This window comes from Ramlibacter pinisoli (assembly GCF_009758015.1).
Classification (GTDB): domain Bacteria; phylum Pseudomonadota; class Gammaproteobacteria; order Burkholderiales; family Burkholderiaceae_C; genus Ramlibacter; species Ramlibacter pinisoli.
The window spans coordinates 1548874-1561529 of sequence record NZ_WSEL01000003.1; the positions used below are offsets into that span (position 1 = coordinate 1548874).

General features: G+C 69.4%; 11 protein-coding genes. All 11 read right to left on the minus strand.

The window, feature by feature from the left end:
- Window positions 1-1476, minus strand: a complete 1476-nt coding sequence (locus tag GON04_RS08705) for a UDP-N-acetylmuramoyl-L-alanyl-D-glutamate--2,6-diaminopimelate ligase (protein WP_157397519.1) — start codon at window positions 1474-1476, stop codon at window positions 1-3.
- On the minus strand, window positions 1476-3209 hold the full coding sequence (locus GON04_RS08710) for a penicillin-binding transpeptidase domain-containing protein (protein WP_181653950.1): 1734 nt from the start codon (window positions 3207-3209) through the stop codon (window positions 1476-1478). Before GON04_RS08710 ends, GON04_RS08705 begins: the two co-directional genes overlap by 1 nt.
- Window positions 3206-3484, minus strand: coding sequence for a cell division protein FtsL (ftsL, locus tag GON04_RS08715; RefSeq protein ID WP_157397520.1), 279 nt, complete (start codon window positions 3482-3484; stop codon window positions 3206-3208). The genes GON04_RS08710 and ftsL overlap by 4 nt, the downstream gene beginning before the upstream one ends.
- Window positions 3481-4392: a 16S rRNA (cytosine(1402)-N(4))-methyltransferase RsmH gene (rsmH, locus tag GON04_RS08720; RefSeq protein WP_181654042.1), complete on the minus strand. Its 912-nt coding sequence runs from the start codon at window positions 4390-4392 to the stop codon at window positions 3481-3483. The genes ftsL and rsmH overlap by 4 nt, the downstream gene beginning before the upstream one ends.
- Window positions 4393-4401: 9 nt before the next feature.
- The gene (gene mraZ, locus GON04_RS08725; RefSeq protein WP_181654043.1) at window positions 4402-4830 is read right to left on the minus strand and encodes a division/cell wall cluster transcriptional repressor MraZ; all 429 of its coding nucleotides are present in this window, start codon (window positions 4828-4830) and stop codon (window positions 4402-4404) included.
- A gap of 233 nt (window positions 4831-5063) precedes the next feature.
- Window positions 5064-6365 (minus strand): ATP-dependent protease ATPase subunit HslU, encoded by a 1302-nt coding sequence (gene hslU, locus GON04_RS08730; protein ID WP_157397521.1) that lies wholly within the window; start codon window positions 6363-6365, stop codon window positions 5064-5066.
- 153 nt (window positions 6366-6518) lie between these two features.
- Window positions 6519-7070, minus strand: coding sequence for an ATP-dependent protease subunit HslV (gene hslV, locus GON04_RS08735; protein ID WP_157397522.1), 552 nt, complete (start codon window positions 7068-7070; stop codon window positions 6519-6521).
- A 44-nt stretch (window positions 7071-7114) separates the two neighbouring features.
- Window positions 7115-8962 (minus strand): STAS domain-containing protein, encoded by a 1848-nt coding sequence (locus tag GON04_RS08740; protein ID WP_157397523.1) that lies wholly within the window; start codon window positions 8960-8962, stop codon window positions 7115-7117.
- 40 nt (window positions 8963-9002) lie between these two features.
- Window positions 9003-10004 carry an RNA polymerase-binding protein DksA gene (gene dksA, locus GON04_RS26570; protein ID WP_181653951.1) on the minus strand — a complete coding sequence of 334 codons (1002 nt, stop codon included), beginning with the start codon at window positions 10002-10004 and terminating at the stop codon, window positions 9003-9005.
- Window positions 10005-10313: 309 nt separating this feature from the next.
- Window positions 10314-11366 carry a CobW family GTP-binding protein gene (locus GON04_RS08750; RefSeq protein ID WP_157397524.1) on the minus strand — a complete coding sequence of 351 codons (1053 nt, stop codon included), beginning with the start codon at window positions 11364-11366 and terminating at the stop codon, window positions 10314-10316.
- A gap of 72 nt (window positions 11367-11438) precedes the next feature.
- The gene (locus GON04_RS08755) at window positions 11439-12620 is read right to left on the minus strand and encodes a class I SAM-dependent rRNA methyltransferase (protein WP_157397525.1); all 1182 of its coding nucleotides are present in this window, start codon (window positions 12618-12620) and stop codon (window positions 11439-11441) included.
- Between the last annotated feature and the right edge of the window lie 36 nt (window positions 12621-12656).

A 12656-nucleotide genomic window follows, 5' to 3' on the forward strand; every position in this document is an offset into this window, starting at 1 on the left:
TCATGGCCGTGCCTCCAGCGCCCGGCGCGCATGGTCGCGGTCGTCGAACGGGTGCTTGACGCCGGCGACCTCCTGGTAGTCCTCGTGGCCCTTGCCGGCCAGCAGGATGACGTCGGCGGGCTCGGCGACCGCGATGCACTCCGCGATGGCCCGGCCGCGGTCGGCCTGCACCTCGACGCACTCGCGGTGCGACAGCCCCAGCAGGATCTGGCTGATGATGGACTCGGGCTTCTCGCTGCGCGGGTTGTCGCTGGTGACCACCACGCGGTCGGCGTTCTTCTCGGCGACGGCGGCCATCAGCGGCCGCTTGGTGGCATCGCGGTCGCCGCCGCAGCCGAACAGGCACCACAGCCGGCCACCGCGCTGCGTCGCCAGCGGCCGCAGGGCCTGCAGCGCCTTGTCGAGGGCATCGGGCGTGTGGGCATAGTCGACCGCCACCAGCGGCCGGCCGGCCAGCTGCAGCCGCTCCATGCGGCCGGGCACCGGCAGCAGCGTCGTGCAGGCCTGCACCGCATCGGCGAGCGGGACACCGAGGGCGCGCATCGCACCGACCACGCCCAGCAGGTTGGCCACGTTGAACTGCCCGACCAGGGCGGTGGACAGCGCGTGGCGCTCGCTGCCCTCCACCACCGTGAAGCGCAGCCCGCCATCGCCGTAGCCGATGTCGGCGGCCTGCAGGCGCGCGGCGTGCTCGCAGGAGACCGGCCAGAGATCCAGCCCGCTGTCCTGCAGCGCGGTCATGAGCGCCACGCCCTTGGCGTCGTCGATGTTGACGACGGCGGCGCGCAGGCCGGGCCAGCGGAACAGCTCGGCCTTCGCCTCCCAGTAGGCCTCCATCGAGCCGTGGTAGTCGAGGTGGTCCTGGCTGAAGTTGGTGAGGACGGCCACGCCGATGCGGGTGCCGTCCAGCCGCCGCTCGGCCAGGCCGATCGAGGAGGCCTCGATCGCGCAGGCCTTCAGGCCCTCGTCGGCGAAGCGGCGGAACGCGGCCTGCAGCAGCACCGGGTCGGGCGTGGTCAGGCCGTTGAAGTCGACCTGCGGCGGCCGTCCGGTGCCCAGCGTGCCGACGACGGCGCAGGGCCAGCGGCCGGCGGGCAGGTTGGACAGCGCCTGCGCCAGCCACCAGGTGGTGGAGGTCTTGCCGTTGGTGCCGGTGACGGCCAGCACCTCGAGGCCCTGCGTCGGGTGCTCGTAGTAGGCGGCGGCGATCGGGCCGGTGGCGGCCTTGAGCTGCGGGTAGGTGGCGATGGCCTCGTCGCGGAAGGCGAAGGCCTCGGCGCCCTCCTGCTCGACCAGGCAGGCGACGGCGCCCTGGGCCAGCGCCGCCGGCACGTGACGGCGGCCGTCGGTGGCCGCGCCCGGCCAGGCGATGAAGCCGTCCCCCGGGCGCACGCGCCGGCTGTCGCCGTGCAGGGCGCCCCGCACGCGGCCGTGCAGCCAGCGGGCGGCGTCCTCGGGGGTGCGCAGCTGCTGCATCAGAACGATTCCTCCACCGCGTTGACCACCACCTGCGGCTTGACGCTCATGTCGGGCTGCACGCCCATGCGGCGCAGCGTCTGCTGCACCACCTCGCTGAACACCGGGGCGGCGACGTCGCCGCCGAAGTAGCGGCCGGCCGACGGCTCGTCGAGCATGACGCCGACGATGATGCGCGGGCGGTCGATCGGCGCCATGCCGACGAACCACGAGCGGTACTTGTTGCTGGCGTAGGACTTGCCGACCTGCTTGTGGGCGGTGCCAGACTTGCCGCCCACCGAGTAGCCCAGGGTCTGCGCCTTGGGGCCGGTGCCGCCGGGGCCCGCCGCCATCTGCAGCATGGTGCGCACCTCGGCCGCGGTCTTGGCCGAGAACACCGGCACGCCCGCGGCCGGCTGGGGCGACTTCATCATGGTGGCCGGGATGATCTGGCCGTCGTGCGCGAACACCGTGTACGAGCGCGCCATCTGGAACAGCGACGCCGACAGGCCATAGCCGTAGGACATGGTGGCCTGCTCGACCGGCCGCCAGGACTTGAACGGCCGCAGGCGGCCACCCACCGCGCCGGGAAACGCGATCTGCGGCTTCTGGCCGAAGCCCGCCGCGGTGAAGGTCTCCCACATGTCGCGCGGCTGCATCTGCAGCGCGATCTTGAGCGTGCCGATGTTGCTGGACTTCTGGATCACCTGCTGCACGGTGAGCATGCCGTGCGCATGCGAGTCGGAGATGCGGGCGCCGCCGATGACCACGTAGCCGGGCGCGGTCTGGATCGGGGTCTGGGGCGTCACCAGTCCGGACTCGAGCGCCAGGCCGATGGTGAACGGCTTCATCGTCGAGCCGGGCTCGAAGGTGTCGGTGATGGCCCGGTTGCGCAGCTGCTCGCCGGTGAGGTTCTGGCGCTGGTTGGGCGAGTAGCTCGGATAGTTGGCCAGCGCCAGCACCTCGCCGGTGACCGCGTCGAGCACCACCACGCTGCCGGCGCGGGCACGGTTCTCGGTCACCGCGTCGCGCAGCTTCTGGTAGGCGAAGAACTGCACCTTGCTGTCGACCGACAGCTGCAGGTCGCGGCCGTCCACCGGCGGCACCTGTTCGCCGACGTCCTCGACGATGCGGCCCAGCCGGTCCTTGATCACGCGGCGCGAGCCGGCGCGGCCGGCCAGCTGCTGGTTGAAGGCCAGCTCCATGCCTTCCTGGCCCTTGTCCTCGACGTTGGTGAAGCCCACCACGTGCGCGGCGGCCTCGCCCTCGGGGTACTGGCGCTTGTATTCCTTGCGCTGGTAGATGCCCTTGAGGCCCAGCGCCGCCACCTGCTGCGCCACCGGCTCGTCGACCTGCCGCTTGAGCCAGACGAAGGTCTTGTCCTCGTCCTCCAGCTTGCGGTCCAATTCCGCCGCGCTCATCCCGAGCAGCCTGGCGAGTTGCGCCAGCTTCACCTTGTCGCGCTCCACGTCCTCGGGGATCGCCCAGATGCTGGGCGACGGCACGCTGGTGGCCAGCAGCAGGCCGTTGCGGTCCAGGATGCGGCCGCGATTGGCCGGCAGCTCCAGCGTGCGCAGGAAGCGCACCTCGCCCTGGCGGCGGAAGAAGTCGTTGCCGAACACCTGGACCCAGGCGGCGCGCCCGGCCAGCCCGATGAATCCCAGCGCCAGCCCGGCCACGATGAACTTGCTGCGCCAGACCGGGGTCTTGCTGGCCAGCAGCGGGCTGGAGGTGTACAGGACGCTGCGGGTCACGGTGCCGTCCCCCGGCCCTGGTTGACGTACTGCGTGATGGCGGGCGTGGCCGGCCGCATCTGCAGCTGGTCCTTGGCCAGGCGCTCCACCCGCAGCGGGGTCGCCTGGGCGCGCTTTTCCACCTGCAGGCGCTCGTGGTCGATCTCCAGCCGGCGGGCCTCGCCCTGGGCCTTCTCGATCTCGGTGAACAGGCGGCGCGATTCGTACTGCACCTGCACGGTGGCCATGGCGCTGAGCAGCACCGCGAGCAACAGCACCAGGTTCAGCCGCATCATGCGGTGGTCCTCTCGGCAACCCGCAGGATGGCGCTGCGCGCGCGCGGGTTGGCCGCGACCTCGGCAGCCGAGGGCTTGATGCGGTCGAGGGCGCGCAGCTTCATCGCCTTGGGCGGGGCGAACGGGGCACGGCGGTCCACCACCTCGCGCGAATGCGCGGCGATGAACTGCTTGACGATGCGGTCCTCCAGCGAATGGAAGCTGATCACCACGAGCCGTCCTTGGGGTTCCAGGATGTTCAGCGCCGCCGTCAGCGCTTCCTGCAGCTCTTCAAGCTCGGCGTTGATGAAAATCCGAAGAGCCTGAAATGTGCGCGTTGCAGGATCCTGGCCCGGCTCGCGGGTCTTGACCGCGCCAGCCACGAGCTGGGCCAGTTCGGCGGTCGTTGCAAGAGGGCCCCGTTCCTGTCGGCGAGCAACAATCGCCTTTGCAATCGGAACAGCAAACCGTTCTTCGCCATAGTCACGAATGACCTCCGCGATCTGGCCTTGCTCGGCCGTTGCGAGCCACTGCGCGACGCTCTCGCCGCGCGTGGGATCCATGCGCATGTCGAGCGGGCCGTCGGAGCGGAAGGAAAAGCCCCGCGCGGGGTTGTCGATCTGGGGCGAGCTCACCCCCAGGTCCAGCAGCACGCCGGCCGCACTGGCCGGCTCGAGTTCGCTGAGTGCGCGGAAGCCCTGGTGCCGGATGGAAAAACGCGGATCCGTGATCCGCGCCGCTGCCTCGACGGCCTCCGGATCCTTGTCGAAGGCCACCAGGCGACCGCCCGGGCCGAGCCGCGAGAGCAACAGGCGCGAATGCCCGCCGCGCCCGAACGTGGCGTCGAGGTAGGTTGCATCCGGCCTGGTGAAGAGCGCTTCGATCGCTTCGTTCAGCAGGACGGTGGTGTGTTGCCATCGGGAGTCCACCGCCTGCACTCAGAAGGAGAAGTCCTTGAAGACGTCGGGCATCTGGCCGGCCATCGCTTCGGCCTCCTTGGCCTCGTACGTCGCCTTGTCCCAGAGTTCGAAATGGTTGCCCATGCCCAGCAGCATGGTGTCGCGCTCGATGCCGGCTGCCGCGCGCAGTTCGGGGGAGACCAGCACGCGGCCCGTGCCGTCGAGCTCCACGTCCATCGCGTTGCCCAGGAAGATTCTCTTCCACCACTGCGCGGACATCGGTAACTCCGCGATACGGTCGCGAAATTTCTCCCACTCGGGTCGCGGGAACACCATCAGGCAGCCGTGCGGGTGCCGGGTGATCGTCAGCTGGCTGCCCGCCGTGGCGGCCAGCACGTCGCGGTGCCGGGTCGGCACGGAGAGCCGACCCTTGGCATCGAGACTGATGGACGACGCGCCCTGGAACACCTGTGGCCTGCTGCGGGGGTGCAACGTGGGGTGCGAAGGCACCTTTCACCACTTAATTGCACTTTTCCCCACTGTAGCAGGAAACCTCAGCTGTGCAAGTGATCACTAGCGGGATTTTGGCAATGAAATCAATGACTTAGAGCAGATTGTGCCAGCTCGGCCGTAATCAAAGTCGTTCTAAATGAAGCACTTAGCCAAGGCTCTGCATGTGGCACATGAAGCCCGGCAGACTGTCACAGGATGTAGCGCGACAGGTCTTCGTTGCGACTGAGTTCCGCCAGCCGTGCATCCACGTAGTCGGCGTCGATGCGCACGGTCTGCCCTTCCAGCCGCGTGGCCTCGAAACTCACCTCGTCCAGCAGCCGTTCCATCACGGTCGACAGCCGGCGGGCGCCGATGTTCTCGGTGCGCTCGTTGACCTCGTAGGCGATGTGCGCGAGCCGCGTGATGCCCTCGGGCGTGAACTCCAGCAGCACGCCTTCCGTGCCCAGCAGCGCCTGGTACTGCTTGACCAGCGACGCATGCGTGCTGGTGAGGATGGCCTCGAAATCCTGCACGGAGAGGGATTGCAGTTCGACCCGGATCGGCAGCCGGCCCTGCAGTTCGGGGATGAGGTCGCTGGGCTTGGCCAGGTGGAACGCGCCGCTGGCGATGAACAGGATGTGGTCGGTGCGCACCGGCCCGTACTTGGTGGTCACGGTCGTGCCTTCGACCAGGGGCAGCAGGTCGCGCTGCACGCCCTGGCGCGACACCTCGGCGCCGCCGGTCTCGCTGCGCGACGCCACCTTGTCGATCTCGTCGATGAAGACGATGCCGTTCTGCTCGGCGCTGTGGATCGCCTGCGCCCGGATCTCGTCCTCGTTGACCAGCTTGCCGGCCTCCTCGTCGACCAGCAGCTTCATCGCCTCGCCGATGCGCAGCTTGCGGGTCTTGCGCCGGCTGCCGCCGAACTGGCTGAACATGCCGCGCAACTGCTCGGTCATCTCCTCCATGCCGGCGGGCCCCATGATCTCCAGCTGCTTGCTGGCCTCGGCCAGGTCGATCTCGATCTCCTTGTCGTCGAGCTGGCCCTCGCGCAGCTTCTTGCGGAACGACTGGCGCGCCGGGCTGTCGTTGGCCACGCCGGGCACCAGCACGTCGAGGATGCGGTCCTCGGCGGCATCCTCGGCCCGGCTGCGCACCTTGCGCATCTCGGCCACCCGGGTCTGCTTGACGGCGATCTCCGCCAGGTCGCGCACGATGGCGTCGACGTCCTTGCCGACGTAGCCCACCTCGGTGAACTTGGTCGCCTCGACCTTGATGAAGGGCGCGTCGGCCAGCTTCGCGAGCCGCCGGGCGATCTCGGTCTTGCCCACCCCCGTGGGCCCGATCATCAGGATGTTCTTGGGCGTGATCTCCGGCCGCAGCTTCTCGTCCACCTGCTGGCGCCGCCAGCGGTTGCGCAAGGCGATGGCAACGGCCCGCTTGGCCTGCGACTGCCCGACGATGTGCCGGTCCAGCTCGGAGACGATCTCCTGAGGGGTCATGGAAGACATGGGGGATTCACTCCAGATGTTCGGCGGCGGCTCCGCCACCACCGGAAGAGATTGAGGCGCGCGGCCTTGGTCAGTTGAAGCTCCGCCCCCTCTCCCCCTCGGGGGAGAGGGTTGGGGTGAGGGGGTTCGCTGCTCGGGTCTCCGGGTGTCCTGCTACTCCAGGACTTCCACCGTGTGATTCATGTTCGTGTAGATGCACAACTCGCCGGCGATCTCGAGCGACTTCTTGACGATGTCGCGCGCCGGCAGCTGCGTGTTGTCGAGCAGGGCCCGGGCCGCCGCCTGCGCGTATGCGCCGCCCGAACCGATGGCCACGATGCCGTGCTCGGGTTCGAGCACGTCGCCGTTGCCCGTGATGATGAGCGACGCATCGCGGTCGGCCACCGCCAGCATCGCCTCGAGGCGGCGCAGCACGCGGTCGGTGCGCCAGTCCTTGGTGAGTTCGATCGCCGCCCGCACCAGGTGCCCCTGGTGCTTCTCGAGCTTGGCCTCGAAGCGCTCGAACAGCGTGAAGGCATCGGCCGTGGCGCCGGCGAAACCGGCCAGCACCTTGTCGTGGTAGAGCTTGCGCACCTTGCGGGCCGTGCCCTTGATGACCACGTTGCCGAGTGTCACCTGGCCGTCGCCGCCGATGGCGACGTGCCAGCGCCCGTCGGCAAGCTGGCGCCGCACGCTGACGATGGTGGTTCCGTGAAATTGGTCCATCGGCGGCAGGTGGGGCTGCCGCCGATGATTGCAAGCGACGTCCGTCAGTCGCGCCGGGCGATGACGCGTGCGTGCTCGCTGATGCCGATGACGTTGAAGAACGCGGCCACCAGCCGGTGCACGTCGGCGAACTGGACCTGGCGGCCCTCGGCCTGGCGCGAGCTCACCCAGTTGAGCAGCGTGCCGGCAGCCGTGAAGTCGATGCGGATGAGCCGCGTGCACGAGATGACCATGATGTCGGCGCCGGCCAGCTTGCCGTCGAGCAGGTCGATGGCTTCCTGGGCATCGCCCAGGATCTGCCCGGCGAGCTCGACGGTGGCCACCTGCGCGGTCTGTGCGCTCAGCCCGCCCTGCAGCGTCTCGCCGTAGGTGGTGCTGGCGCTGCCGGTAAGCACCGAGTCGCGGAACGCCTCGCCGATGATGGTGTGGCCCGGCACGTAGCTGCCGTCGGCCTGCAGCGGCTTGTACTCGCAACGGGCGCTGTCCCACGACGGCGGCGAGACTTCATAGGTGACGCAGTAGTCCAGCGCCACCAGCTCGAATTCGTCGGGGCGGTGCATGACGCGCAGCACCTCCAGGCGCAGCTTCCACCAGGCCGGATTGACGCCCTTGTCGCCCGACGGCGTGGCGTCCTTGAGCACGCGCTCCAGGTTGTCGGCGCTGATGAAGCGCACCTGCACGGTCTGCGCCGCCCAGGAATTGAACAGGCGGGCCAGGCCCTCCAGCGCGGCATCCTCGATGCTGGCGAGCTTGGTCCAGGACAGCCGCCAGGGCTGCGGGGAGCGTCCCAGGGCCGCATTGAGCGTGGCCAGCGACTGCGTGCCCAGGGTGCCGGGCGAGACCCAGTCGGCGGCCTGGTTGCCGGCCGGCGCCGCCGGGGCGGCCGAGCCGATCTTGCCCACCGCCTCGGGCAGCGAGATCCATTGCGGGGCCGAGCGGCCGAAGCGGCCGGCGAACTCGATGGCGGCACTCTCGAAGCGGTCCTGCTGGCCGGTGGCGCGGTACAGGTCGAACAGCGTGAGCCAGGTCTCGTCGTGGTCGATGCGCGCGCCGCCGGGGCCCAGCACCTCCATCAGGCCGGACTCCGCGCCGGCATCATCGCCGTTGGCGAACCGGATCGAGGCCTCTTCCAGCTCGGGGTCGTGCGCGAACTCGTCGACGTCGATGGCGAACACCTTGGAGGCCGAAAAGCCGCTGGGCGTGCCGGGTTCGGTGGGTGGCGCCGCGAACATCCCCATCGGCGGACGGTTCGGTGCGGCAGCGCCGGGGACCGGCGTGCGCTGCGAGGCCGGCGTCGCAGCTGCGGCCGCCGCGGGCACGGCGGCCGGGGGCAGCGACGGCTCGTCGAAATCGAGCAGGTTGTCGTCGGCCGCGCGCACCGGCGGCGCCGTGGCAATGGGCACCGGCTCGGTGCGCTGGTAGGCAACCACCGGCGGGAGCGAGCCAGCCGCCGAACCGCCGGGACCCGATTCGCCCGGCGGGTGCGCCGACATCGGGAAGTTGGTGCTGCTGCCGGCCCCGACCCGCATCGCGGCGTCGCCATGCTTGGTCTTCCACCACTGCATGGACATCTGCGCCTCGATCTCGTCGATCTTCTTGAGCGTGCTGGCGCGGTCGTCCGGCTTGGACGGCATCGAGCTCTGGAAGAACGAGGGACGCGCCGCGGGGTCCTGGCCGGCCAGGACCTCGCTGCGACGCATCTTGCGCAGCATGTCGAACTCGCGCTTGCGCACGAAGTCGTTGCGCCGCTTGCGCTCGATCATCTCCTTGAGCATCTGCTTGGAGTACGAGCTCTCGGAGGCGTCCTGCTCCGCCTCGGACCATCCCGAGCCGGGGTTGCGAACGAACTTCACCACCTTGGACAGGAGGCCGCTGCTTTCCTTGTCGGGCATGGTGGCGCGGTGGGGGAACTGGCTGGCGAACGGGGTGGCGTCAGTCGCCGAACATCTTCTGCTTCAACTCGCGGCGCTGCTGCGCCTCGAGCGACAGGGTCGCGGTCGGGCGCGCGAGCAGCCGGCCGACCCCGATGGGCTCGCCGGTCTCGTCGCAGTAGCCGTAGTCGCCGGCGTCGATGCGCGCGATGGACTGCTCGATCTTCTTGAGCAGCTTGCGCTCGCGGTCGCGGGTGCGCAGTTCGAGGGCGTGTTCCTCCTCGATCGTGGCGCGGTCGGCCGGGTCCGGCACGATGACGGTGTCTTCGCGCAGATGTTCGGTGGTTTCACCGGCGTTGTTCAGGATGTCCTGCTTCAGCTGCACCAGCTTGCTTCTGAAGAAGGCCATCTGCTTGTCGTTCATGTACTCCGAGTCCGGCATGGCCAGGACCTCGGCATCCGTCAGCTCCTCGGCCGGTTTGGCCTTCCAGTTGTTGGCGAGCTTGGGATCTTTCTTGATGTTGACGAGGGGCGGAGGTGTGAGCACGAGGGATGCGGGGGTCTGGGTGTAGCTGGCCTTGGCCGCCGTGGACGCGACCGACTGCGCCATCGAGGGCACCGTGATCTGCGCCAGGCGGGCCGACGGGCGGGTGGCGCGCGCCGGGCTGCCCATCGGGTCCGGTGCCCGGGGGGGCATGGCCGAGGCTGCTACGGGGGTTGGTCGGGCAATGGCCTTGGCGGGCACGGGGGCCGGCGCCTTGGCGGGGATGGTCTTCTTGGGTGCCGGTGCGGCCGCCTTGGTGGCCGGCGCCTTCGACACTGGCTTGGGGGCCGCCTTCGCGGCTGGCTTGGCAGCCGGCTTGGAAGCCGGCCTGGTTGTGGTTGCCGTGACAGCCTTGGCTGCCTTGGCGGGTGTCGTCTTGCTCGCGACCACCTTCTTGGCCGGCGCCTTGCTGGCCACTGCCTTCTTGGGCGCCGGTTTCACCGTCTTGGCGGCAGTCTTGGCCTTCGCCTTGGGGGCTGCCTTCACGGCTTTGGCGGCGGCCTTGGGTTGGGGCTTCACGTCCGATCTCCTCGCAGCACCGGCTCGGGGGCTGTCGCTCCCGGCAGGCGTCGTTGGTATGGGGTGGCCATCATCGGTGCGAGTTATACCCTGATTGTCGGGCAGCTCTGGCGTGAAGTAGCGCTTTCGGTGGACCGGCGCGGGTGTGCCACCGCTGGGCACGGCCGTCGTTCCGAGGGGAAACCCCATCATTTGCAAAAGCGCGACAAACACGGGAAGTTCTCTCCTGGCGCCGCCCGCCGGCCGCCCTCGGGGGGTGGCATGCAAGCCACGGGCCAGCCGTGGATGGGTGAGTGCGGGCCTCCGGCCTCAGGCAAGGCACTGCCCCAGCCCCTGCAGGAAGATGTCCTTGGGCAGGTCCAGCCCGATGAACACCATCTTGCTCTCCCGGGTCTCGCCCTCGGCCCAGGCCGGCCCCAGGTCGCTGCCCATCAGCTGGTGCACACCCTGGAAGATCACCTTGCGCTCGGTGCCCTGCATGTTCAGGACGCCCTTGTAGCGCAGCATGCGCGGGCCGTAGATGTTCACCACCGCGCCCAGGAAGTCCTCCAGCTTGGCAGGGTCGAACGGCCGCTCGGACTTGAAGACGAAGCTCTTGACGTCGTCGTCGACGTGGTGGTGGTGCCCGTGGCCCTCGTGCGCGTGCGAGGGATGGTCGCAGTTCTCGCCGTGCTCATGGTCGTGGTGTGCGTGGTCGTGGTCGTCTTCTTTCAGGAAATCGGGGTCGATGTCCAGCTTGGCGTTCAGGTTGAAGCCGCGCAGGTCGAACACCTCCTCCAGTTCGACCTCGCCGAAGTGCACCGCCTTGTGCGGCGCCCGCGGGTTCATGTGCTTCAGGCGGTGGACCAGGGCCTCGGTCTCGTCCTGGGCCACCAGGTCGGTCTTGCTGATGAAGATCTGGTCGGCAAAGCCGACCTGCCGGCGCGCCTCCTGCCGGTCGTTCAGCTGCTGCGCCGCGTGCTTGGCGTCCACCAGCGTGAGGATCGAATCGAGCAGGTAGGTCTCGGCGATCTCGTCGTCCATGAAGAAGGTCTGGGCCACCGGTCCGGGATCGGCCAGGCCGGTGGTCTCGATGACCACCCGGTCGAAGTCGAGCAGGCCCTTGCGCTTCTTGGCCGCCAGCAGCTGCAGCGTCTCGCGCAGGTCCTCGCGGATGGTGCAGCAGATGCAGCCGTTGCTCATCTGGATGATCTGCTCCTTCGACTCGGTCACCAGGATGTCGGAGTCGATGTTCTCCTCGCCGAACTCGTTCTCGATGACGGCGATCTTCTGCCCGTGGGCCTCGCTCAGGACGCGCTTGAGCAGGGTGGTCTTGCCCGAGCCGAGGAAGCCGGTGAGGATGGTGGCGGGGATGAGGCTCATGGGAGGGGGCCTTGAACGGAAGGGACGGGAGTGTAGCGGGGTTGGGTTGCCCCTGACGCGAGCGCGCGACAGCTACCTGCGGATGACCGCCAGGCCTTTCAGGTACTCGCCTTCCGGAAACACCAGGGTCATCGGGTGGTCGGGGGCGCCGGCCAGCCGGGCCGTGACGAACCCGTCCACCCCGGCGTCGATGGCGGCCGAGGCCACGATCTTGTGGAACAGGTCGGCCGTGATGCCGCCCGAGCACGAGAAGGTGAACAGCAGGCCGCCGGGCTCCAGCAGCTTGAGCGCCAGCCGGTTGATGTCCTTGTAGGCGCGCGCCGCCCGTTCGGCATGGGCCGCGGTCGGTGCCAGCTTGGGCGGATCCAGCACGATGGCATCGAAGGTGCGCCCCTCCTCCAGGAAGCGGCGCAGGCTGGCATTGACGTCGGCATCGAGGAACTCGGCCGCGCCGGGATCGAAGCCGTTCAGCGCGACGTGCGCCCGGGCCCGCTGCAGGGCCGGGCCCGACGAGTCGATCGACGTGACGTGGGCCGCCCCGCCCGCCAGCGCGGCCACCGTGAAGCCCCCGGTGTAGCAGTAGCAGTTGAGCACCCGCTGCGGGCGCAGCCGCGCTGCATGCTCGGCGAACAGCCGGCGGCTGTCGCGCTGGTCGAGGTAGAAGCCGGTCTTGTGGCCGGTGGCGATGTCCAGCGTGAGGCGCCAGCCGTGCTCGCGGATCGCCAGTTCGGTCGGGCCGTCGCCGCGCAGCCAGCCCGCCTCGGCCGGCAACCCCTCGAGCGAACGCGAGCTCGTGTCCGAGCGCTCGTACAGCCGCGACAGCCCCGTCACCTGCAGCAGCGCGTCGGCCAGCACCGTCTTCCAGCGCTGGGCCCCGGCCGACAGGAACTGGGCCACCAGGGTGTCGCCGTAGCGGTCGACGATGAGGCCCGGCAGGCCGTCGGATTCGCCGTGCACCAGGCGCAGGCCGTCGCTGTCGATCGGGAAACGTTCGCGGGCGCGCACGGCCGCCGCCACGGCGGCCTCGAAAAAGGCCGGCTCGATGCGCTGCGCCGCATCGAAACTCCAGCAGCGGGCCCGGATGCGCGAGGCGGGACTGAAGGCCGCCCAGGCCAGGAAGGCGCCGTCGGCCGCCTCCACGCGCACGGTCTCGCCGGGGTCGCCGCCGCCCTTTGCGATGGCGGAGTCGAACACCCAGGGATGGCGGCGCAGCAGGGAGCGTTCCTTGCCGGGGCGCAGGCGGATGGATTTCATGTTGCCGATTGTCCGGCGACAATGGCAGCACAACCT

Coding starts and splice junctions, on each gene's coding strand:
- GON04_RS08705 (WP_157397519.1), bottom strand. CDS start 1,476: ATGCAGCAGCTGCGCACCCCCGAGGACGCCGCCCGCTGGCTGCACGGC.
- ftsL (WP_157397520.1), bottom strand. CDS start 3,484: ATGATGCGGCTGAACCTGGTGCTGTTGCTCGCGGTGCTGCTCAGCGCC.
- hslU (WP_157397521.1), bottom strand. CDS start 6,365: ATGTCTTCCATGACCCCTCAGGAGATCGTCTCCGAGCTGGACCGGCAC.
- hslV (WP_157397522.1), bottom strand. CDS start 7,070: ATGGACCAATTTCACGGAACCACCATCGTCAGCGTGCGGCGCCAGCTT.
- GON04_RS08740 (WP_157397523.1), bottom strand. CDS start 8,962: ATGCCCGACAAGGAAAGCAGCGGCCTCCTGTCCAAGGTGGTGAAGTTC.
- GON04_RS08750 (WP_157397524.1), bottom strand. CDS start 11,366: ATGAGCCTCATCCCCGCCACCATCCTCACCGGCTTCCTCGGCTCGGGC.
- GON04_RS08755 (WP_157397525.1), bottom strand. CDS start 12,620: ATGAAATCCATCCGCCTGCGCCCCGGCAAGGAACGCTCCCTGCTGCGC.